Here is a 20450-nt window from a genome sequence, read left to right on the forward strand (position 1 = left end):
CCTCAGCACATAGCGACGCCGGGCCTGGACGAAGAACTTCTGAGGCACAGGAACGGAAAGCGGGTCATGGTGACCGGCGTCCTGAAAGCGCCCGATCCGAAGTTCGGCGGCTGCGGTATGTCGCTGTGGCCCGGCGAGTTGCTCGTCCGGTCAATCACGCCGATCTGACTTCCGAGTCCGCTTTGGGGCGGGGGCGTGAGTTCGGTGCAAAGAGCAGCGGCCATTGACGTGCTGCAGACAGTGCCGGGCGGGCACCGACGCTGGCTGCGACCGAAACAACTCTGATACCGGCCATTCGCGCTGCGGCAGGAAGGTCAACTCAATGACCGCAGTGGAGCAGAGACTGTGAGCTGGACCAAGCGGGGCGAGTGACCGGGTACGCTGCGAAGGAGTCTTCGCCGGTCAGAACCGATACATAACATCGCCAAGCCCTTTTGTGCAGCTCGCACTCCCATGCTCGCGCCTCACAAACTAAGAAATTCAGTGCAAAATTTCAAAACAAGAAGCTAACGTTTAGCTCTCTATAAATGGCCCCAGTGGATACACAGCATCTGAGGATCCCGCCAGTCACTGCAGCTCACGGCTATTGGCGTTTTTCCACACTCAACGGGGACATAGCCATCAATTTAGCCGTTTGCGACGAAAGCCAATGGTAGCTAGTCCCGCCATTGCAGCGGAAAGCAGCATCAGCGCTAACTGGCTCAGCGACGGGACCGGTGTTGGCTGTGTCACAACCGCAGCGGGCGTTACTGTGATGTCGTAAGACTGAGCTTGTGCGGCTGCATAGTTGGCGTTTCCGTTTTGTGTGGCGGTAATCGTGCAGGTGCCTTCTGCACCAAAGGTCACCGTGCCTGCGTCAAGCGTGCACACGTCGCCTGCGGCCTTTTGCATCAGGCGCTGCTGCTTGGTCACACCGCTTGCCGTAACGATAACAGGATTTGCTGACGCGCCCCCCTCTACAAGGGGTGTGTAGCGCGCCCCCACTTGCACAGTCGAGGGCGGAAGCGGGTTGAAGCGAAGCGTCTGCATCGCTTGCTCCACAACCAAGACATGCGTCACGTCGGGCGCTGCTTGATAAGCGGCGTTGCCTGGTTGCGTTGCACGAATTGTGCAGCTTCCAATACCAGCGAATCTGATGGGGCCTGATGGCTGCTGGGCTACACAAGGCCCGGAATCGACCACAAAGCTCACGCTCAAGCCCGAAGTGGCTGTAGCTTGCGGCTGATAGGTCGTACCAAATTGATGCGGCGCTGGTGGCGCAAAGTTGATGGTTTGAGGACCAGGTGCCGCAAGGGGCGTCACAGGTGGAGAAGATGTGGACTCTGGCCCCAGGCCATTGGCGTGCTTGGCACGCACGGTGAACGTGTAGTCCGTACCAGCGGTCAACCCGCTAACGGTGCATTGTGTCGATGGCGCGACTGCGGTACAGCCTGCACTCGCTGGATTGGAAGTCACTTCATAGCCGACCGGAGGATTGCCTCGATCATCGGCAGGTGCAGTCCAGCTTACGGCGATCTGCAGTTCACCCGCAGTGCCTGTTGGCGCACCTGCTGGATCGGTGAATCGAACTAACTGGGCGACCGTAGAGGGTTCGCCAGCCACAATCAGGCGCGCCATATACAGCCCTGCAGGCAGATCGGGCAACGGCGTCGACACGAACTGTGTCGTTGAATGAGAAGTAAAACCTATCTGGTAGATGAATCCATTCTCTACACGTTGTAGCTCAAGTCTCGGTATGTCGGTACCTCCAGCGCCCTTGAACCCAGTACCTGTCAGAGTCAGCACACCCCCTCGCCGCTGCAAGAGTGGCAGAGAATCCAGCACAGCCAGATTATTGGTTGGCGGTGGAGGCTGATAGCGATCTGTGTTCGAATAAAAGGTGGTGCCGGGATTCAAGCTGTGCCCACCCGTAATCAGCACCTCGCCACTTGGCAAAAGATTCGCTGTTCCATTTTCGCGCGCTTGAGTGACTGCATCTGAGTTGGACCAAGTGCCAGTTGCAGGGTCATAAACTTCTGCCACTGCCTGGGCATTGCGTGCCCCGTCTGAGCCGCCAGCAATCAATACCTTGCGGGACGGCAGTACGGTTGCATGCGCCATTGGAGAGCCCATCGTGCCGTTGCGCGGATACATTAAAGAACCAGTGGCTGTCCAAGTGTTGGCGACCGGGTCATAGAGTTCTGCATGATTGGTCACACCAGCGGATGTGAATCCCCCCGCCAGTAGCAGGCGCCCGTCAGGCAGTAGATTCATGCTTGCATAGTGACGCGGCACCAGGGGCGGTGCGGCCAGTGACCACGTGCCTGCAACAGGATCGTAGATTTCTGCACCCAGGACTTCTCCAGCTCCTCCGAAACCCGACGCCACCAATACACGGCCGTCAGACATCAACACGGCGGCGTGGGCGTTTCTTCCCATTGCCATACTGCCAGTCATTGTCCACGTGCGAGTCCGCGGATCATATATTTCCGCCGAAGTCTCTCTTACACCACCACTGCTCACCCCACCGGCCAACAGAACTCTGCCATTGGCCAGCAGTGTCATGGAGGGCATACTGCGCGTAACACTCTGAACTCCCGCATCTGACCAGGAATTGGACTCTGGATCGTACAGACGGGCCTGCCGGCTACCGTCTGCGCGCACAAGCACTTGGCCAGTACCCAGTGTCACTGCCTCCATTACGTTGCCAGTAATGTCAATGGAGCCGATTGCGCTCCACGTATTGCCTGTGAGCCGCTCTGCTGTAGTAACGAAGCCGGTGCGGTTAACTCCTCCGAACACCGCAAAGGTGCCATCATCGAGCAACGCACCTGCATGCTGCGAACGTGCGGTTAGCATGGGGGTGCCTGATACCCAGGCGGCAGCCGCCGTATGACTAAACGCCATAGACACTGCGGTTAAACAAGCGCCTGCCGCGAACGTTGAAAACTTTTTATTCAACATTGTCTCCTCAAGTAGACCGTGACACTTGGGGATACTTGTACCCCTGCTTTTAACATTTTATACACACGTAGAAACATATATATGGCGCAAAGGTGCCAGGCCAGCTGTCTGCTGCCAGCCTCATAGCTTCCGCTCGAGCCTCGCATGCGAGCGGCAGCAACCGCTGCAGAGCCGAAGTGAGTGTTCGAGAGCCTGCTTCAGGCTGGGTGCAGTCCGCCAGCTCAACAAGTTCGACGACTGGTAGCGCCCAGAGCAGTCATTGAAGCGAGTCATCCTTATAGGTCTGCCTTACAACTTAAAGCCGCCGCTGCAAACAAACACATACCAAGGTCCGCTCTCAACAGCGATGAAGTGGCGCTGTCGACATATTGCCGTCCATCAAGAAGCAAAGATGCAGCTGCTGGATTGGCCTCAAAGAAATTCTGGGCTGAGTTGCCATATCTCTTAGATGCTGCCTTGGTTGACCCGCTTAGACAGATCCTAGGCGCGTTCGCGGCGCTCGCTATATCGATTCACCAAATAACTCGAACAGTCACGGGTGAGCAGTGTGAATTTAACCAGCTCTTCCATCACATCCACCACCCTTTCGTAATAAGGGGAAGGCTTCATCCGGCCAGCCTCATCGAACTCCGCGAATGCCTTGGCAACGGACGACTGATTAGGGATGGTGATCATGCGCATCCAGCGACCCAGCACGCGCATCTGGTTGACCGCATTGAAGGACTGCGATCCGCCAGAGACTTGCATCACGGCCAATGTCTTCCCTTGCGTCGGACGAACCGCACCCACTGACAAAGGTATCCAGTCGATCTGTGCTTTGAGAATACTGGTAATGGCACCGTGGCGTTCTGGTGAAGTCCAAACCATCCCTTCGGCCCATTGCGCCAGTTCGCGCAGCTCTTTGACCTTGGGATGGTCCTCCGGCGCACCATCGGGCAAAGGCAAACCATGCGGATCAAAAATCCGGGTCTCGGCACCCATCCTGCGCAGCAATCGCGCCGCCTCCTCGGTCAGCAGCCGGCTGTAGGAGCGCTCACGAACGGAGCCATACAGCAGCACGATGCGCGGCGCATGCGTCGCACGCTGTGCGGGCAATAGGCCGTCCAGCAGGGGCTTTTCAAAAGCGTGTTCGTCCAGGTTCGGTAGATCAGCGCTTGTCAATTCGATGTCCATTCGAGTCAATGACGGCTTCTCCGTCTTCTTTGGAAAATGCGGCCTGCTGGGGCTGCGGCAGGATGTCCAGCACAGCCTCTGATGGGCGGCACAGGCGGGTTCCCAGCGGGGTGATCACGATGGGACGATTGATCAAGATTGGGTGCTGGAGCATGAAATCAATCAACTGCGCATCCGTCCATTTGGACTCGCCCAAGCCAAGTTCGTCATACGGCGTACCTTTTTGGCGCAACAGTTCGCGCACCGGCGTGCCCATGGCTTGGATCAGGCCCACGAGGGTGGCGCGATCAGGCGGAGTCTTGAGGTATTCAATAACCGTAGGCTGCTCCCCGCTGTTGCAGATCAGCGCCAACACATAGCGGGAAGTGCCGCAGGCCGGGTTGTGGTAAATCGTGATATCGCTCATCGCAGTTGCTCTCCCGTTGCAAAGGTTCATGAGGCCAGGCTGAGCCGCAGCGCCAGCGCCGCCAGTGTGATGAGCAGCACCGGCATGGTCAGCATCGCACCCACCTTGAAGTAGTAGCCCCAGCCAATGGCTGTGCCCTTCTTGGCGAGCACATGCAACCACAGCAACGTGGCCAGGCTGCCAATGGGCGTGATCTTGGGGCCGAGATCGCAGCCGATCACATTGGCGTAGACCATGGCCTCCTTGACGGTTCCGCTGGCCGTCGACGCATCGATGGACAAGGCTCCGATCAACACCGTGGGCATGTTGTTCATGATGGATGACAGAACTGCAGAGAGCACTCCTGTTCCCAGCGATGCTGTCCATATGCCACCAGCTGCAAATTGGTTCAGCAGCATCGCGATGTAATCCGTCAGACCCGCGTTACGCAGCCCATAGACCACCAGATACATGCCTAGCGAGAACGCTACGATCTGCCAAGGCGCACCGTGCAACACTTTCCGGGTGCTGATCACAGGGCTGCGTGCCGCCACCGCCAACAAGATCGCAGCACCGACCGCTGCCACAGCGCTGACGGGAACGCCCAAGGGCTCCAGCGCGAAGAAACCCAGCAGCAGCAAGACCAGGACGACCCAGCCCGCGCGGAAAGTGGCCATGTCCTGGATGGCTGCCGAAGGCTGCTTGAGTTGGCCAAGGTTGTAGCTCGCAGGAATGCTTCCCCGAAAAAACAGCAGCAGCACACCAAGGCTCGCCAGGACCGATACCACCGTGACCGGCACCATCACCGATGCGTAGTCGTTGAACCCGATCTTGAAAAAGTCGGCGGACACGATGTTGACCAGGTTGGAGACGATCAGCGGGAGGCTGGCTGTATCGGCGATGAAGCCTGCCGCCATCACAAATGCCAGCGTGGCGGCCGCCGAGAAGCCCAGCGCGACCAGCATGGCCATCACGATGGGAGTGAGAATGAGGGCCGCTCCGTCGTTGGCGAACAAGGCTGACACGGCAGCGCCCAGCAGCACGATGAGGGCAAACAGCTTGACGCCGCTTCCGCCCCCCCAGCGTGCAAAGTGCAGCGCGGCCCATTCAAAGAATCCGGCCTCGTCCAGCAACAAGCTGATGATGATGACGGAGACAAAGGTCGCCGTGGCATTCCAGACAATGTTCCAGACCACCGGTATATCGGTCCAGTGCACGACACCCAGCAGCAATGCGATACCGGCTCCCAGCGAGGCGCTCCAGCCTATGCCCAGGCCGCGTGGCTGCCAGATAACCAGGGTCAGAGTGAAGATGAAGATCAGAATCGCCGTCAACATGATGAACTGCACCTAGCAAAGACAGCTTCAGCAAGGGCACGAAGCCGAGGCATGTGGCGTGCAAGCCTGGCCCTGACAGCAGTTGTCGACGAGGTACGCGAGCAGGCCATTCATCGCGGGAAACGCCGCGCGATAAAGCATATTGCGCCCCTGTCTCTCCTGGCTCACGAGTTCAGCGTGAGAGAGCTCCTTGAGGTGAAACGACAGCGCATTGGGGGCTATGCCCAACTGCTCGGCCAACGCACTGGGAGTCAGGCCTTCAGGCCCGGCGACCACCAATGCACGAAACACGCGCAGGCGTGCTTCATGGGCCAGGGCAGAGAGGGAGCGGATCACTTGGGTTTCTTGCATTTATCAATGATACAACAATTGTTGTACCATTGATTTATTAGTTATTGACAGCAACTCTACATTTGCAGGGTTGCAGCATTCACGAATGCACAACAGATGTCTGCTTGAGGCTGGTTGCTGTCTTTCAATTCAAAAAGGGCAATGACTGCTGATGTCGAAAGCAGTCATTGCGCAGTGCCTTCATTGCAGGTCCGCTCTACGCTTCAAAGCAGCCCTTGAAAAAAAACCAGGCCGAGTGACTGTTTTCTTGGGTATCGAAGTGGTGCTATCGACCCTAAGCAGTCACTCAAATGCTCAGACTTGGAAAAAGCGGCAGCACATGTTCGGCCAGCTCGTACAGCACTTCGCGCGCGGGTCTGCGGCTGGCCTTGAGGTTCATGGCAACGTGATTGATACCGAGAGCCTGAGCGTGGCGCAGGAATGCAATGTAGGAGTTCCGTCCACCACGCAGCATGGGACCCATGCTCATCAGCGGCTCGTTGGGATTAGCTGCCAAGTCAAAGAAGAAGACTTGAGTATAGGGCTTGAACGCATCGGGTCCGGCTGCCTGCTGTACAGCACCATTCCAAACCTTGAGCAGGTCCCCAAGGTGTTCGAGGCGCACGTTGTAGAACAGCCAGCCGTCGGCGTTTTCCGCGATCCAGGAGAGTTCTTGGCGACTGCGACCAGTGACCAGCATGGGCAGCCGGCCGTGGACAGGTTTGGGCAGCATGCGATTCACAGCTTCGCAAGATCGAAGGGCAGAGCCTTGGGTATAAAGCGGCTCGTTTCTTCGGTCTTCTGGGGCGGTGATTTACGCGACCCGCAATGTCGGATAGTCTGTATAGCCCTTGGCACCACCTGCGTAGAACGTGTTGGAGTCAGGCGCGTTCAGCGGTGCCTTTGCCCTGATGCGTGCGGGCAGGTCCGGGTTAGCCAGGAAGGCGGTGCCAAAGGCCACAGCGTCAAGCTTACCTTCGGCAATAGCTGCCTCTGCCTCATCAGCGCTGTAACCCATATTGCCCACCAACACACCCTTGTACTTTTCACGCGCTACGGGCATGACATCGGCCTTCTGCACGCCGAAGAAATCGGCGCGCATCACGTGCAGGTAGGCTAGCTTGAAGGCATTGAGCCTATCGGCCAGGAAGCCGATGAGGGCCTGCGGGTCGCTGTCTTTCATGCTGTTGAAGCTGTTGAGGGGCGACAGGCGCAGACCCACACGTTCGGAACCGATCGCCTGGGTCACGGCAGTGAGTACCTCGAACAGCAAACGTGCACGGTTTTCCAGCGATCCTCCGTAAGCATCGGTGCGCTGGTTGGGCGTGTCGCGCAGAAACTGGTCAATCAGGTAGCCGTTGGCGCCGTGTACTTCCACACCATCAAAGCCGGCGGCAATGGCGTTGCGTGCGCCTTGAGCAAACGCAGCCACGATGCCGGGAATCTCTTCGACGGTCAGGGGGCGGGGCACCGCGTGCGGCACCTTGCCTTGGGGCGTGTGGATCTCACCCTCAATAGCGGTGGCGCTGCTGGAGACAATGGGGGCGCCATCGGCAGCGCCAGGGTAGGCTGCGCGGCCAGCGTGCCAGATCTGCATGAAGATGCGTCCGCCCTTGGCGTGCACCGCGTCGGTCACCTGCCTCCAGGCTGCAATCTGCGCCTCCTTGTAGATGCCAGGCTCATTGACGAAGGCCGATGTACCGGGCGCCACCATGGTGCATTCGGAAATCAGCAGGCCGCCGGTGGCTCGCTGGCTGTAGTACTCGGCCATCAGCGCGTCGGGCATGTGGTCAGCGTCGGCACGGGCGCGTGTCAGTGGTGCCAGAAGGATGCGGTTGGGCAGGGTGAGAGAACCTACTTGAAGTGGATTGAATAGCATGTGGATGAAAACCCAGATTAGTGAACAGAAAACGGTGGTAAAGCTAACAGTATTCCCAATACTCAGACCTTTGAAAGGTCTCTGAACTTTGAAAGGTCACTGAAGACTGCTTTGGCACGGCTGGTGCTTTTGCACCCAACGCACGATGTAGTAGACGCAAGTGGGTAGGCCTTTGCTTCCGACAGTTTCGCGGCGGTCTCCAGCCGTACATGCACCAAACGCCTTTGGTCATCCACCGCGTCGCAACTCCCTGACACCCCGGCCCAGCTTGCGGCGCAACAGGGCCCGCAGGGTCACCCCATCCGAGTACCCGACCTGTGCGGCAACCTGGTCGACGCTGGCGTTCCCGGTGCGCAAGAGATGGACGGCATGCTCCACGCGCAAGTCCTGGAAATACGACAGCGGTGTCTTTCCCAAAACGCTTTGCAGCCGCCGCGCCAAGGTGCGCTCGCTTGTGCCCGCGGCGCTGGCCGCCTCGGCCAGCGAGAACCCCTGTGCGAGCCGACGTCTGGCCCAGCACTCGAAGCGCTCCACCATCGGGTCGGCATGCGCAAGGTGGTCGGGAATCACGAACTCGGCTTGCGAACTGCGTGTCTCGACCAGCAGATAGCGTGCCACCAGGGCCGCCAGCGCCGGACTGCGCCCTCGGATGATGCGCAAGGCCAAGTCGACGTGGGCCAAAGCGGCACCCGCGGTGGTGAAGCGTGTCGAGTTCACGATCATGCGTGACTCGTCCAGCGTGACGTTCGGATAGCGCTGCCGAAACATCGGCCCCAGCCACCATGACGTCGTCGCACGATGCCCATCAAGCAGGCCACTCTCTGCAAGCAAGAAACTACCGGAGCAAGCGGCACCAAGGTGCGCGCCAGCGGTGGACCACTGCTGTAGCGCCGCGACCGCGTCGGGCACATCGGGGCGTGTGAGTCGAGCCGAGAGCGTGTCAGGCATCTTGTCGCCAAACGCTGGCACGAGCACGATGTCTGGTTCGGGCACACCATGCGCAGTGACCACGGGGACCGTCAAGCCTTGCGCAGTTCGGATGCGACGCCGCACGCCCACCAGCGTGAGCTCTATGTGCGCGGGCGCCTGTGGCAGCGAGCCCGCCATCGCATTGGCTAAGCCCACTGTGTCTGTGAGCGCCGCAAGCCCCAGATCAAACACGCCATCACAAACAAGGAGGTGGAGTTTCATGGCAACAATGATATCAATGTTGTCATTATTGCCTATAGAGATTTCTGTCATGAAGACTTAGACTGCAGTCTCTTCGATCCCTTCACCCACTTTTCCATTTACCCAAAGGAATACAGCATGACCAAGCTCGCCCTGTTTGTTCGCCTCGAAGCTAAACCCGGCCAGGAGGCTGCGCTTGCCGACTTCCTGGCCAGCGCACTGCCGCTCGCCAACGCCGAGTCCGGCACCACGGCCTGGTTCGCATTGAAGTTTGGCCCTTCGACGTTTGGTGTGTTCGATGCCTTTGCCGATGAGGCAGGTCGCCAGGCACATCTGAACGGCCAGATCGCCGCGGCCTTGATGGCCAACGCAGCGACCCTGCTCAGTTCTCCGCCCAATATCGAGAAGGTCGAACTGCTTGCAGCCAAACTGCCTGCATGACAACTCGGCCTTGACCCAATCAGGTCACGTTGCAGGATGGGGGGCTGGACTGCCCCTGGTCCGGTAGACAAGCCCCGCCTATCCTTTGAGCATAGGAGGGAATGTCATGAGCACCCAGAGGTTTACGCCGGAATTCAAAGAAGAGGCCGTCAAGCAGGTCGTCGAACGCGGCTACTCCGTCCCAGATGTAGCGGCCTGCCTGGGAGTCTCGGTCCATAGCCTGTACAAGTGGGTCAAGCCAGTTTTGCCGGATAAATCTGAGCAGCAGTCCAAGGACCTGTTGGGAGCCAAGAGCGAGATTCTTCGCCTGCGCGTCCAGATGCGCAGAGTGGAGGAGGAGCGTGACCTGCTAAAAAAAGCCGCGCGGTACTTTGCCAGGGAGCCCGAGTGAAGTATCGCTTCATGAGCGAGCACCGTCACGAGTATCAGCTGGCCATGATGTGCCGGGTTCTGCAGGTGGCGCGTGCAGGTTTCTATGCATGGCTGCAATGTCCGGTCTCCGACCGCTCCAAGGACGACACCCGGTTGCTGGAACTCATCCGACATTCATATACCGCCAGCCATGGCGTCTATGGCGCTCGTCGCGTCTTTGGCGACCTGCGCGAAGCCGGCGAGAGCTGCGGTCTGCACCGTGTGGAACGACTCATGCAGCGCCACAAAATCAAGGCCGTGCGTGGGTACAAAAAGCCCTGTGCCATTGCAGGGCGGCCTTCAATCATCGCGCCCAACCATCTACAGCGCGAGTTCACAGTCGATGCTCCCAACAAGGTCTGGGTCACGGACATCACCTACATCCGAACCTGGCAAGGCTGGCTGTACCTAGCGGTGGTGCTGGACCTCTATGCTCGCAAGGTTGTGGGCTGGTCCATGAAGGCCACGCTGGGCAGGGAACTGGCGCTCGACGCTTTGCTGATGGCAGTTTGGCGCCGCAAGCCTCAGCAGCGCGTCCTAGACCACAGCGACCAGGGCAGCCAATACGTCAGCATCCGCTACACCGAACGCTTGGACCAGGCAGGCATACGGCCTTCGGTGGGCAGCCGGGGTGACAGCTACGACAACGCGCTGGCCGAGACCATCAACGGTCTGTACAAGGCCGAGCTGATTCACCGCCGGGGACCCTGGAAGACCAGGGAATCCGTGGAACTGGCCACCCTGCAATGGGTGCACTGGTTCAACCATGTCCGACTGCTCACGCCGATTGGGGGCATCCCTCCGGCAGAAGCTGAGGCAAACTACTGGTGGCAACTCGCCCTCCGCAACACCTCGATAGAGGTGTCAACTTAAACCAATCGGCCTCCTCAAAACCCGGGGCGGTTCAGGGCTACTGTGCGTCAGCAGTTCTTCAATATCAATACGAGAGGTACCACCTTGGCCAAAATAATCCACACAATGATTCGCGTTCATGACCTCGAGCGCTCGCTCAAGTTCTACGCTGACGCATTGGGACTCCCAGTCAGTCATCGACTGGACTTCCCAGATTTTTCCCTCGTTTACTTGCGCAATGAGCAGAACGACTTTGAAATTGAGCTGACCTGGAACAAAGGCAGAGAAGAGCCCTATTCACACGGCGATGGTTATGGGCATATCGCCGTGGCTGTTGAAGAGCTGGACAAAGAGCATGAGCGAATGACGGGCGCTGGGATCAATCCAGCCCCCATAAAGGAGTTCAAACGTGGAGACGAAATGCTCGCGCGCTTTTTCTTCATCCAGGATCCGGACGGCTACAAGATAGAAGTGCTGCAGCGCGCGGGCCACTACGTCTGAAGGCTGATGTTCAGCGCCAAGCGAGGTACCCACACTCTCCACTCGTCTCTGGGGGCTTCCACCTGGAGCACGCCTCCGAGCGAAACGCTGAATTTGTCCTTGAAGGCCGACTGGCCGAGGCGCCCCCCAAACGGTAGGCTATGTCGGCTATGGGTCGATAACGCCACTTCATATCCTGTGAGAGCGGACCTTGAGCCCCATCTTTGGGCTGCTTCCCCTCACAGTCCGCTACTCACCAGAAACCAGTCAGTGAAGGTTAGCTGACGATGTACTCGGGATGACTGCTATTGGGATGAAATGGGCAGTTCGGGCAACCAGCATGAACTGCCGCGATCGCTGCGCAGCAGACATTGGTGTCAAGAGTGTGGACCACGGCAGCGGTGTTTTCGAATCATCCTTTCCTGAATTTGCCCCAGCCCTTCAGCGGTAATTTTCTGCTGCTGCAGGGGCTAGCGACTAGGTAGAAGTCGCATAGGCCTTCTCACTGGTCGACTGCAACTCGCCTCCGAATTCAAAGTCGCCGCGCCCTATTTTGAGTTTTCTCATCGAATCCTCAGCGAGCTCAATCGATCGCGATCGGTCGTGCGTCTCCAATCAGTCGATTGAGTCAACCCTATATAGCAAATGCTCATCTAATCGATTGCGAGATTGGACAAGAGAATTCACTTGCAACATGACGCAGTTTTGCCTTTTACGTGAAAGAATATTATTTGAATTTGATTTGCAAATTCTATAGATTTTTTGAAATAAAATTATCCTGATAAATTTCTGTGTTGCATTATTTTACGATTGTAATATGCAACGAATTTATGGAGTCATGAAAGCGTCAATCTGCCCAGCTACATATTGAAAACCACATCGGTTATTTGTGTTGTTTGACTTGTCATGCTGCCAAGTCTGCAATCCACAAACATCTGTGAGATTTCAAATCTGGGAGGAGATTGTTCATGACTTTCATACGTAGACCTGCATACGCAGCGCTTCTATCAGCGCTCGCCATAATGATGCCGCTGCAAGCGGCTAAGGCTGAGACCGGGGACGACAAGTGCATTCCGCTCTACCAGTCGGCTGGGGCTGTACCCCAGACACCGTCGTGCAAATCAAAAGCCGCATTTGCATCCGTGAACCTGGGAACACGTTACTGCACGTCCGAGCCTGACATCATTGCGCGTTATTGTGGTGGCACGCCTGAGCCGCAGCAGTGCAATGCTCAAGATGGACAGCAGTCTGGTGCGCCAATTATTGCCTCTCGCGCTGAGAAGTACCGAAGTGAAGTAGATTGGACGGATACAGGGCCATCTCCCTTACAAATTTCCCGCACTTATCGCAGCACTTGGATGTGGGAGCCTTCACGCAGCAATAGCGTGCTCGGTCAAGTCTGGACCCACAACTATTCTGTATCTCTACAAACGTTTCCAGCTACATCACCGACCCAGGTGCTGATAACTACAGCAGAAGGGTACCCAGGTTACGCCAAATGTTGCTAGAACCTGGGCCTACACCTATAACGCCCAGCAACTGGTGGAGACTCAAACACAGCCCAACGGTGCTGTTACCACCTACGCCTATGACACGCTGGGCAATGTACTCTCGGCTACCGACGCCCTTGGGCGTATCAGCAGCTTCGGCTATGACAATGCCGGCCGTATAGAAACCAGCACGGCGCCCAACGGCTTAGTCACTAGCTACACGTGGGACAGCCGTGACCGCTTGCTATCGCACAAAGTAGGCAGCCTGCCGGCCACTGTGATGACCTACAACCCAACAGGGACGTTGGCTACATTGACGCAGCCGTCTGGACTCGCATATAGCTATAGCTACGACGGCGCCCATCGCCTGACGGGCTGGAGCAGTAACCGGGGTGAGTCGGGTAGCTTTGCCTTGGACCCCCTTGGGAACCGCCTGAGTGAAGAAATCAAGGATGCCAGCGGGCAAGCGGCATGGGTGAGCGCCCAAACCGTCAACAGTCTTAACCGCGTAGACAGCGAGACCATCGGGCTGAACCAAAGCACGTCGCTCACCTATGACGCTAATGGCGATTTGGCAACCACGAGCAACGGTTTGAACCAGACTACGACGCTCGAAGTAGACCGTTTGCGTCGTCTGAGCAAGATCATAGATCCGCTGAACAACTCAGCCTCGATCAGCTACAACCAGCTAGGTGACATTAGCCAAGCAAAGGACTTCAAGAGGGTAGCGACTACCTATACCCGCGATGCACTGGGAAATGTCCGCCAGGAAGGTTCTCCAGACGCTGGAACCAGTACCTCAACCTATGATGCAAGCGGCCTCTTGGCTTCCACCACTGATGCAACAGGTCGCACCATTGGCATGGACCGGGATGCGTTGGGTCGCATTACCGAGATCCACTACAACGACGGCACGTCTTCTATGCTGCGGTATGACCTGGTCGGGGCACCGTACAACACTGCCAGTGCGCCCAATGCATCGATTGGTCAGCTAAGTGAGATCCAGGACCCGGGCGTCACCACGCAGTTCCAGCGGGACACCTTGGGCCGAGTGCTGCGCAAGACCCAGATCCTCGCAAGTGGCACCACCCTATCTGTTGCCTACACCTATGTGCCGGCGGGCCAAGGCGGCGCGGGCAACGTTCAGACGATCACCTATCCATCGGGCAAGCAACTGAGTTACCAGTACGATGCTTCTGGCTCCATCGTTTCCGCCGTAGGAGCTGGAGAGCATTATCTGCACTATGGGGCGAACGGACGGATTGCCAAGGTCACGACCGCCACTGCGAGCAGCACCGACCCCAACGCGGTCAGCTACCTCTACAACAGCGCAAGTCAGCGGCTCCTGAAAACCGATGCTCGGCAAAGTGCCACTAGCCCTCATACCGAGTTTGCTATGTACAGCGAGGAAGACTCTTCGCAGCTGCTGGGCGTGTACAGCAATGAGCGCAGTGCAAATTCGGCCGCCGCTGCGGGCGAGATGGACAGCACCGAAGTCATCTACCTGCCTACTGCGCAAGGCCTGTTGCCCATCGCCACCCAGATCAATGGCCGGCTTTACGCCATCCATTCCGATCATCTGAACACGCCACGGCGTTTGACAAATGCAGACGGCCAAGTGGCCTGGCAGTGGCTTGTGACGGGCTTTGGTGAAGTGAAACCCACCACCGGCGCCCAAGGCTATTTGCAGATGGATAGTGCAGCTGCAGGAACGGTGGCGAGCTACGCGCCAGAGGTGACATTCAACCTGCGCTACCCAGGTCAGCAGTGGGATGAAGAGACAGGGCTTGCGTTCAATGTGAATCGCTATTACAACCCGCAGGACGGGCGGTACATCCAGGCTGATCCGATTGGACTGGATGGTGGGTGGAATCGATTTGCCTACGTAGCTGGCAATCCGCTGAACGCGATTGATCCCCAAGGGAAACTAGCATTCTTGCTGCCCTTTGTCCCGCTGGTTGTAACTGGGTCGGATTTGGCAATCATTGGAGGAGCTGGATTTGGTGCTTGGCTGGGGTGGAATGTGACAGGTCCAATGTTCATCAAGCCACCAGCTAATGCGTATGATCCAGAAGGCCCAAAAGCTCCGGGTAAGCCTGGGGCAAGTGAGGGCTTCAAAGATCCCAAAGGTGGAGAAAATTGGATAAAAAATCCGAATGATGGCAAAGGCGGTTCTTCTTGGGGTTGGGAAGACGCTAATGGAGATGTGTGGTGTCCCACCGGCCCAGGCGGGCGTGCTCATGGTGGTCCACACTGGGATGTGCAGACCCCTGGTGGTGGGTATCGGAATGTCAGGCCCGCACCCAAAGATCCTCCTTCCGAGCCGAGTACAAAAGAATAAAGTGATCTATGAAAAATATACAAATTATTGACGGCGCTGAAAATTGTGTTTATGACATATTTTCAGCCACAGATGAGGAATTTTTGAAGATATTCAAAAATTCCACAGATATTGCTTTTATAGATGAAGTTTATGAAGCCGGTGATTCAAAGGAGTTGGATGAGATTTTTTTGAAAATCTGGAGGCGCCCAGTTTGCAAGCGCGAAGCAATTGGTATACATGGGATATTATTTTATGAACTTGAGGCTAAAAAGAAATACTATCCGACCAGAAAAGATTCTGAAGCCTGTAATCCCAGGGGAGGTCGCTTGAGGTAAAATATATAGGCTACAGAGGATTCCAGCGAGAGCAATTTACATTGCAGGAGTTATTAGCTGGAGAGGATTGTCGAATTTTTTTAGATATTGCTACTTCTGTGCTTGTTTTTAATTCAAAGACTCCTCAGTTCAATATTCTTCAAAGGATAGAATAGGAGAGTTTTTGTCTATCCCTCCTACCTTAATAGAACATCCTTGACTTCGTCAAGGATGCTTTTGTGCGCGAATTGCTTGTGACGGGCTTTGGTGAAGTGAACCCCACCACTGGCGCCCAAGGCTATGTGCAGATGGATAGTGCAGCTGCAGGAACGGTGGCGAGCTACGCGCCAGAGGTGACATTTAACCTACCCAGGTCAGCAGTGGGATGAAGAGACAAGGCTTGCGTTCAATGTGAATCGCTATTACAACCCGCAGGACGGGCGGTACATCCAGGCTGATCCGGTTGTGGTCTGGATGGTGGGAGGAATCGTTTTGCTTACGTAGCTGGCAATCCGCTAAAGTTCATCGAACCTAAGGGTTTATTTATTCCAGCGCCGATTTTGGCTTGTGCGGCAAAGCCTTGGTGTGCGGCTGCTGCTGGCAAATCGAAGTTCTTGAGGCCGAGCTTCCCGGTCAGTGTGGAATCGCCTCTTGGCACTGTTAGTGCCGATGCAAATCTGATCAGGTAAACCACAAAGGGGGGTGCGGACGAAAACTTGGACTGCCAAGAGGTAGTTCATGTATTCATACGAAGATCGCATTCGAGCCGTTGAGCTCTACATCAAGCTGGGCAAACGCGTTAGGCCTACCATCCGGCAGCTGGGCTATCCCACCAAAAATGCGTTGAAGGGCTGGTATCGCGAGTATCAGCAGTGCTTCGATTTGCCTGCAGGCTATGCTGATCGTAAGCCCAAGTTCTCGCAGGAGCAGAAGAAGGCAGCCATTGAGCACTACCTCGCCCACGATCGGTGTATTGCTGCCACCATAAGGGCACTGGGCTACCCGTGCAGAGGGACGTTGAGTGAATGGGTTCGCGAGGCCTTTCCGGGGACCAAGAGAGCCATTGTCGGGAGTGTGGGCCAACGAAGGTATCCCGAGAGTGTGAAGCATGCTGGGGTCATGGAGCTTTGCACTCGGCAGGAAAGTGTGCAGGTTGTGGCCGAGAAGCTAGGCGTTTGCCGGCCAACGTTGTACAACTGGAAGAACCAACTTCTGGGACGTGAGGCACCCGCATCCATGAAACACACCCATCCGTCCCCAAAGGAGCGTGAGCAGCAAGAGCTCGAGCGCCAGGTTGAGGCATTGCGCCGGGAGGTAAGGCAACTGCGGCTAGAGCAAGACCTCTTGAATAAGGCCAATGAACTACTAAAAAAGGCCTGGGCGTCGATCTGCAACTCCTGTCCAACCGGGTGAAGACACTGCTGATTGACGCCCTCAAGGAGAACTATGGCCTGCCAGAGCTCCTTGCACAGTTGGGTATTGCACGTAGTTCGTACTTCTACCATCGGGCTCGTGCAGCAATGGGTGACAAGTACCTTGGGGTGCGTCAATCCCTCACCGAGATCTTCGAGTCGAACCACCGCTGCTACGGCTACCGCAGGCTGCAGGCCTCGCTTACCAGGCAGGATGTGACCATATCCGAGAAGGTGGTGCAGCGGCTAATGAAACAAGAGAGCTTAATCGTGGCCCAGCCCAAACGGCGCAGGTACACGTCCTACCTCGGCGAGATCAGCCCCGCGCCCGAGAACATCATCAACCGCAACTTCCAAGCCGCAGCCCCCAACGAGAAATGGCTCACGGATATCACTGAATTCCAGATCCCAGCGGGCAAGATCTACCTGTCGCCGATCATCGATTGCTTCGACGGCATGGTAGTGAGCTGGACGATTGGAACGAATCCAGATGCTGAGCTGGTCAACACAATGCTGAATGCAGCTATAGAGACAGTGGCTGACACAAGAGACCGTCCAGTGGTCCACTCTGATCGTGGAGGACACTACCGGTGGCCAGGCTGGCTATCGAGGATGAGCGAGGCGAACCTTACCCGCTCGATGTCTCGCAAAGCCTGCTTGCCTGACAACGCTGCATGTGAAGGATTCTTCGGTCGTCTCAAGACGGAACTGTTTTATCCTCGGGACTGGCAGGCCACGACCATTGAGGAGTTCATTGAAACGGTCGATACCTACATCCGCTGGTATAACGAAAAGCGGATCAAGATCACCCTTGGCTCTCTCAGCCCTATCGAATACCGGGCGAGCCTTGGACTTACGGTGTAAAACCAGTCCAAGTTTTTATCCGCACCCCCGCGAGTTCAAAATTCAGCGCGAATTGACAGTTCTCCGTGAGTTTTGAATTTTTCTCACTGAAGTTTGAACTCGGGGCGCTTTGAGCTCAGCTCTAGGGGTGCCGGGGCTGCTTCCAGCCTGTCGCCGGCCCGTGAGGATGCTGGTGCGCCTGTTCAATTCGAAGGTAGGATGGCGACAAACGGCCAGAAGCAGTCGCTCGCACGTCAAATACGTACTCGCAAGTACTGCCGAAAAGGGAACTCGGAGAACGCGCGCAGCTTAAGAGACAGGTGCCGGAAAGCATGACGGCCCAGAGAGACTCAGGGCTGTCTAGCCACTGGCGCGTGCTGAACCATCAGCTCTACCACCCAGTCGATGAACACCCGTAGCTTGTTACTCACATGCCGGCTCGGCGGAAATGCAATGTGGATGGGCATAGGGTCGAAATTCCAGTCCTGCAGCACCGGCACCAATTCGCCCTGTTCCACCGGCCCGCGCGCCATGTAGTCAGGCAGCCAGAGCAAGCCCAGCCCCGCCAGGCCCGCTGCCAGATAGGCGTTGCCATCGTCCACGGCCAGCATGTGGCGGCCCTGCACTTCGAGCAGCACCTCGCCCCGTCGCATGGCGTACGGAAACAGCCGCCCAGTGCGCGACGACATAAAGCCCACGATGCAATGTTGCGAATCCTCCAGCTCGCTCGGATGCGCGATGGCTCCCGCACGCTGCAGATAGGCCGGCGCGGCATAGGCGCCAAGCTGCAGATCGCCGACATGCCGCGCGATGAGCGACTGGTCTGTGATCGTGCCGCCGCGCACCACACAATCGACGTTGTCACCAATCAGGTCCACCATGCGATCACTCACGCCCAGGTGCAGCTGAATATCGGGGTAACGCGCATGGAAGGCCGGCAACGCTGGCACTAGGATGATGCGCGCGAAAGGGCTCGGCACATCCACTCGCAGCCGCCCGCGCGGCAAGGCCGACGCGCTGGACAGGCTGGTCTCCGCATCGTCCATGTCAGCCAGCAGACGCACCACGCGTTCGTAGTAGGCAGCACCGTCCGCCGTCACCTTCACCTGGCGCGTTGTGCGATGTAGCAGCTTCACACGCAGCCGCGCCTCCAGTTGCTGGATCAGTTGCGTCACGCTGGTTCGGCTCATGTGCAGCGTCTTGGCGGCCTTGGTGAAGCTACCGGCTTCCACCACGCGCGCAAACGCCTGCATTGCATCGAAACGGTCCATCTGGGCTCCCAAGTTGCTTGATTGATTGTTTGGATTTTAAGAATAGTGATGGGTGGGCTTGCTCGTTTATTCCGCAGTGCGCTGTCTCTACACTCATTACATCGCCAACCTGATGGGCGCGCAACGCGCCCCCACCCCAAAAGGAATCCCCGTGACCACCACACCCACCCGCGACGTTGTCTTCCCGCCTGGCCGCAAGGCGCTGTATGAGCGCAACCGCTACTCCCCGGCCATCCGCTCCAACGGCTTCCTCTTCGTCTCCGGCCAGGTCGGCAGCCGCGAAGACGGCTCGCCGGAACCCGATATCGAAAAACAGGTGCGCCTCGCTTTCGAAAACCTCAACGGCATCCTCGGTGCTGCTGGCTGCACCTTCGATGACGTGGTCGATGTGACCGTGTTCCTCGTCAACCCCGAGGCACACTTCGAGACCATCTGGAAGATCGTCCCCGACTACTGGGGCACCGCACCCTACCCCACACTGACCGGTATCGGCGTGACTTGGCTCTACGGCTTTCAGTTCGAGATCAAGGTGATTGCCAAGCTGCCCGAAGATCGGCCGCACTGAAAGGCCTGCACAGGTGCGATGACCAGTGAGCATGGCCGCTGGATGTGTCCTGCGTCTGATCTGTTGATTTCCACACAGAAGTGACCCACTAACCCCCATGATTTCCATCTAATAGTGACCTACGTACTACCCCTAGCCTGCAGCTATGTTGAGCAGCAGGAGACCAGGAGTGATAGACGTGGAAATCCGAAGTGTCATCCGCCGCTGGGCATTGCTTGAGCAGTTGTCCATCCGCGAGATCTCTCGCCGAACTGGCCTGTCTCGCAGTACTATCCGCAAGTACCTGCGATCAGACCTAGCTGAGCCCAGTTATGCCAAGCGAGTCAACTCTTCCAAGCTTGATCCGTTTGCGACCAAGCTCTCTGCTTGGCTCAAGATTGAGGCGACACGCTCTCGCAAGCAGCGCCGCATGATCAAGCAAATGCATCTGGACCTGCAGTCTTTGGGCTATCAGTGCTCCTACAACCGCGTGGCTGCTTTTGCTCGCGTTTGGCATAAACAGCACGTTCTGGCGCAGCAAACTACAGGTCGAGGCACCTTCGTTCCCCTTGTCTTCGGGCCTGGCGAGGCCCTCCAGTTTGACTGGAGCGAGGATTGGGCTGTGCTTGGCGGCGTACGCACAAAGCTGCAGGTCGCGCACTTTAAGCTCAGCCAGACGAGTCAGCATGTACTGAAACAACCTCTGCCAAACCCTAGTTGCGCTCCAATTCCGATGTTGCTGCCACAAGCAAGGATGACATTGAGGGCGACCTCATCGCTCACCGCGAGCTTGCGTGGTAAGCGCGCGGTGAACCCATCTTGAAGTGACTCTCTCCGTCTCGCAACATCGTG

At 57.1% G+C, this 20450-nt stretch carries 17 protein-coding genes and 3 pseudogenes; 11 read left to right on the forward strand and 9 right to left on the reverse strand.

Annotated elements, in window-relative coordinates:
- Positions 1 to 621: 621 nt before the first annotated feature.
- The 8 genes from ACCQ08_RS21575 to ACCQ08_RS21610 all read right to left on the reverse strand — a co-directional run bounded on the left by ACCQ08_RS21575 (position 622) and on the right by ACCQ08_RS21610 (position 9289).
- Positions 622 to 2943, reverse strand: coding sequence for an IPTL-CTERM sorting domain-containing protein (locus ACCQ08_RS21575; RefSeq protein WP_373450946.1), 2322 nt, complete (start codon positions 2941 to 2943; stop codon positions 622 to 624).
- A 480-nt stretch (positions 2944 to 3423) separates the two neighbouring features.
- Positions 3424 to 4104, reverse strand: coding sequence for an arsenical resistance protein ArsH (gene arsH, locus ACCQ08_RS21580; RefSeq protein ID WP_373450959.1), 681 nt, complete (start codon positions 4102 to 4104; stop codon positions 3424 to 3426).
- A complete protein-coding gene (gene arsC / locus ACCQ08_RS21585; protein ID WP_373450947.1) occupies positions 4091 to 4522 on the reverse strand; it encodes an arsenate reductase (glutaredoxin) in 432 nt (143 codons plus the stop codon). Before arsC ends, arsH begins: the two co-directional genes overlap by 14 nt.
- 26 nt (positions 4523 to 4548) lie before the next feature.
- Entirely contained in the window at positions 4549 to 5838 is a 1290-nt protein-coding gene (locus ACCQ08_RS21590; RefSeq protein ID WP_373450948.1) for an arsenic transporter, read from the reverse strand.
- A gap of 27 nt (positions 5839 to 5865) precedes the next feature.
- Positions 5866 to 6189 carry an ArsR/SmtB family transcription factor gene (locus ACCQ08_RS21595; protein ID WP_373450949.1) on the reverse strand — a complete coding sequence of 108 codons (324 nt, stop codon included), beginning with the start codon at positions 6187 to 6189 and terminating at the stop codon, positions 5866 to 5868.
- A 286-nt stretch (positions 6190 to 6475) separates the two neighbouring features.
- Positions 6476 to 6901 (reverse strand): luciferase, encoded by a 426-nt coding sequence (locus ACCQ08_RS21600; RefSeq protein ID WP_021028860.1) that lies wholly within the window; start codon positions 6899 to 6901, stop codon positions 6476 to 6478.
- Between the two features lie 81 nt (positions 6902 to 6982).
- Positions 6983 to 8047, reverse strand: a complete 1065-nt coding sequence (locus ACCQ08_RS21605; protein WP_373450950.1) for an alkene reductase — start codon at positions 8045 to 8047, stop codon at positions 6983 to 6985.
- A 228-nt stretch (positions 8048 to 8275) separates the two neighbouring features.
- Positions 8276 to 9289, reverse strand: a complete 1014-nt coding sequence (locus ACCQ08_RS21610; protein ID WP_021028862.1) for a GlxA family transcriptional regulator — start codon at positions 9287 to 9289, stop codon at positions 8276 to 8278.
- Positions 9290 to 9355: 66 nt separating this feature from the next.
- Between ACCQ08_RS21610 and ACCQ08_RS21615 the strand changes: the two genes are divergently transcribed.
- From ACCQ08_RS21615 to ACCQ08_RS21655, 9 genes and pseudogenes are all read left to right on the forward strand, one after another.
- Positions 9356 to 9658 (forward strand): putative quinol monooxygenase, encoded by a 303-nt coding sequence (locus ACCQ08_RS21615; RefSeq protein WP_007182542.1) that lies wholly within the window; start codon positions 9356 to 9358, stop codon positions 9656 to 9658.
- 106 nt (positions 9659 to 9764) lie between these two features.
- Positions 9765 to 10942, forward strand: a protein-coding gene (locus tag ACCQ08_RS21620; protein ID WP_373450951.1) for an IS3 family transposase whose coding sequence is annotated in 2 segments (ribosomal slippage) — positions 9765 to 10017 and positions 10017 to 10942 — 1179 coding nt in all. Because the reading frame shifts where the segments join, the coding sequence is not laid out codon by codon here.
- An 84-nt stretch (positions 10943 to 11026) separates the two neighbouring features.
- Positions 11027 to 11422, forward strand: a complete 396-nt coding sequence (locus tag ACCQ08_RS21625; protein WP_373450952.1) for a VOC family protein — start codon at positions 11027 to 11029, stop codon at positions 11420 to 11422.
- A 1004-nt stretch (positions 11423 to 12426) separates the two neighbouring features.
- Complete coding sequence (locus ACCQ08_RS21630) at positions 12427 to 12909, forward strand: DUF6531 domain-containing protein (protein WP_373450960.1); 483 nt, start codon at positions 12427 to 12429, stop codon at positions 12907 to 12909.
- Positions 12910 to 12937: 28 nt separating this feature from the next.
- A pseudogene (locus tag ACCQ08_RS21635) lies at positions 12938 to 13132 on the forward strand (hypothetical protein); the annotation flags it as partial.
- Between the two features lie 39 nt (positions 13133 to 13171).
- On the forward strand, positions 13172 to 15232 hold the full coding sequence (locus ACCQ08_RS21640) for an RHS repeat-associated core domain-containing protein (protein WP_373450961.1): 2061 nt from the start codon (positions 13172 to 13174) through the stop codon (positions 15230 to 15232).
- 8 nt (positions 15233 to 15240) lie between these two features.
- Positions 15241 to 15549 carry a hypothetical protein gene (locus ACCQ08_RS21645; RefSeq protein WP_373450953.1) on the forward strand — a complete coding sequence of 103 codons (309 nt, stop codon included), beginning with the start codon at positions 15241 to 15243 and terminating at the stop codon, positions 15547 to 15549.
- A 351-nt stretch (positions 15550 to 15900) separates the two neighbouring features.
- A pseudogene (locus ACCQ08_RS21650) lies at positions 15901 to 16032 on the forward strand (RHS repeat-associated core domain-containing protein); the annotation flags it as partial.
- 234 nt (positions 16033 to 16266) lie between these two features.
- Positions 16267 to 17804 (forward strand): IS3 family transposase gene (locus ACCQ08_RS21655; protein WP_373450954.1). Its coding sequence is split into 2 segments (ribosomal slippage): positions 16267 to 16894 and positions 16894 to 17804, totalling 1539 coding nucleotides; the frame shifts between segments, so codons are not numbered across the junction.
- 329 nt (positions 17805 to 18133) lie between these two features.
- On the opposite strand, the gene ACCQ08_RS21660 is transcribed toward ACCQ08_RS21655, so the two are convergent.
- The gene (locus ACCQ08_RS21660) at positions 18134 to 19054 is read right to left on the reverse strand and encodes a LysR substrate-binding domain-containing protein (RefSeq protein ID WP_373450955.1); all 921 of its coding nucleotides are present in this window, start codon (positions 19052 to 19054) and stop codon (positions 18134 to 18136) included.
- Positions 19055 to 19205: 151 nt separating this feature from the next.
- Here ACCQ08_RS21660 and ACCQ08_RS21665 point away from each other — a divergent pair, with 151 nt between their 5' ends.
- Positions 19206 to 19619 carry a RidA family protein gene (locus tag ACCQ08_RS21665; protein WP_373450956.1) on the forward strand — a complete coding sequence of 138 codons (414 nt, stop codon included), beginning with the start codon at positions 19206 to 19208 and terminating at the stop codon, positions 19617 to 19619.
- 169 nt (positions 19620 to 19788) lie between these two features.
- Positions 19789 to 20295 (forward strand): annotated as a pseudogene (locus ACCQ08_RS21670) (IS21 family transposase); the annotation flags it as partial.
- Positions 20296 to 20450 lie beyond the last annotated feature (155 nt).

Source organism: Comamonas sp. SY3, from assembly GCF_041730275.1.
Taxonomy (GTDB): Bacteria; Pseudomonadota; Gammaproteobacteria; order Burkholderiales; family Burkholderiaceae_C; genus Comamonas; species Comamonas sediminis.

Bases quoted from the DNA above. Each gene is read 5' to 3' on its own strand.
- ACCQ08_RS21575 (WP_373450946.1), bottom strand. From the start codon at position 2,943: ATGTTGAATAAAAAGTTTTCAACGTTCGCGGCAGGCGCTTGTTTAACC.
- arsC (WP_373450947.1), bottom strand. From the start codon at position 4,522: ATGAGCGATATCACGATTTACCACAACCCGGCCTGCGGCACTTCCCGC.
- ACCQ08_RS21590 (WP_373450948.1), bottom strand. From the start codon at position 5,838: ATGTTGACGGCGATTCTGATCTTCATCTTCACTCTGACCCTGGTTATC.
- ACCQ08_RS21595 (WP_373450949.1), bottom strand. From the start codon at position 6,189: ATGCAAGAAACCCAAGTGATCCGCTCCCTCTCTGCCCTGGCCCATGAA.
- ACCQ08_RS21600 (WP_021028860.1), bottom strand. From the start codon at position 6,901: ATGCTGCCCAAACCTGTCCACGGCCGGCTGCCCATGCTGGTCACTGGT.
- ACCQ08_RS21605 (WP_373450950.1), bottom strand. From the start codon at position 8,047: ATGCTATTCAATCCACTTCAAGTAGGTTCTCTCACCCTGCCCAACCGC.
- ACCQ08_RS21610 (WP_021028862.1), bottom strand. From the start codon at position 9,289: ATGACAGAAATCTCTATAGGCAATAATGACAACATTGATATCATTGTT.
- ACCQ08_RS21615 (WP_007182542.1), top strand. From the start codon at position 9,356: ATGACCAAGCTCGCCCTGTTTGTTCGCCTCGAAGCTAAACCCGGCCAG.
- ACCQ08_RS21630 (WP_373450960.1), top strand. From the start codon at position 12,427: ATGCCGCTGCAAGCGGCTAAGGCTGAGACCGGGGACGACAAGTGCATT.
- ACCQ08_RS21640 (WP_373450961.1), top strand. From the start codon at position 13,172: ATGACCTACAACCCAACAGGGACGTTGGCTACATTGACGCAGCCGTCT.
- ACCQ08_RS21645 (WP_373450953.1), top strand. From the start codon at position 15,241: ATGAAAAATATACAAATTATTGACGGCGCTGAAAATTGTGTTTATGAC.
- ACCQ08_RS21660 (WP_373450955.1), bottom strand. From the start codon at position 19,054: ATGGACCGTTTCGATGCAATGCAGGCGTTTGCGCGCGTGGTGGAAGCC.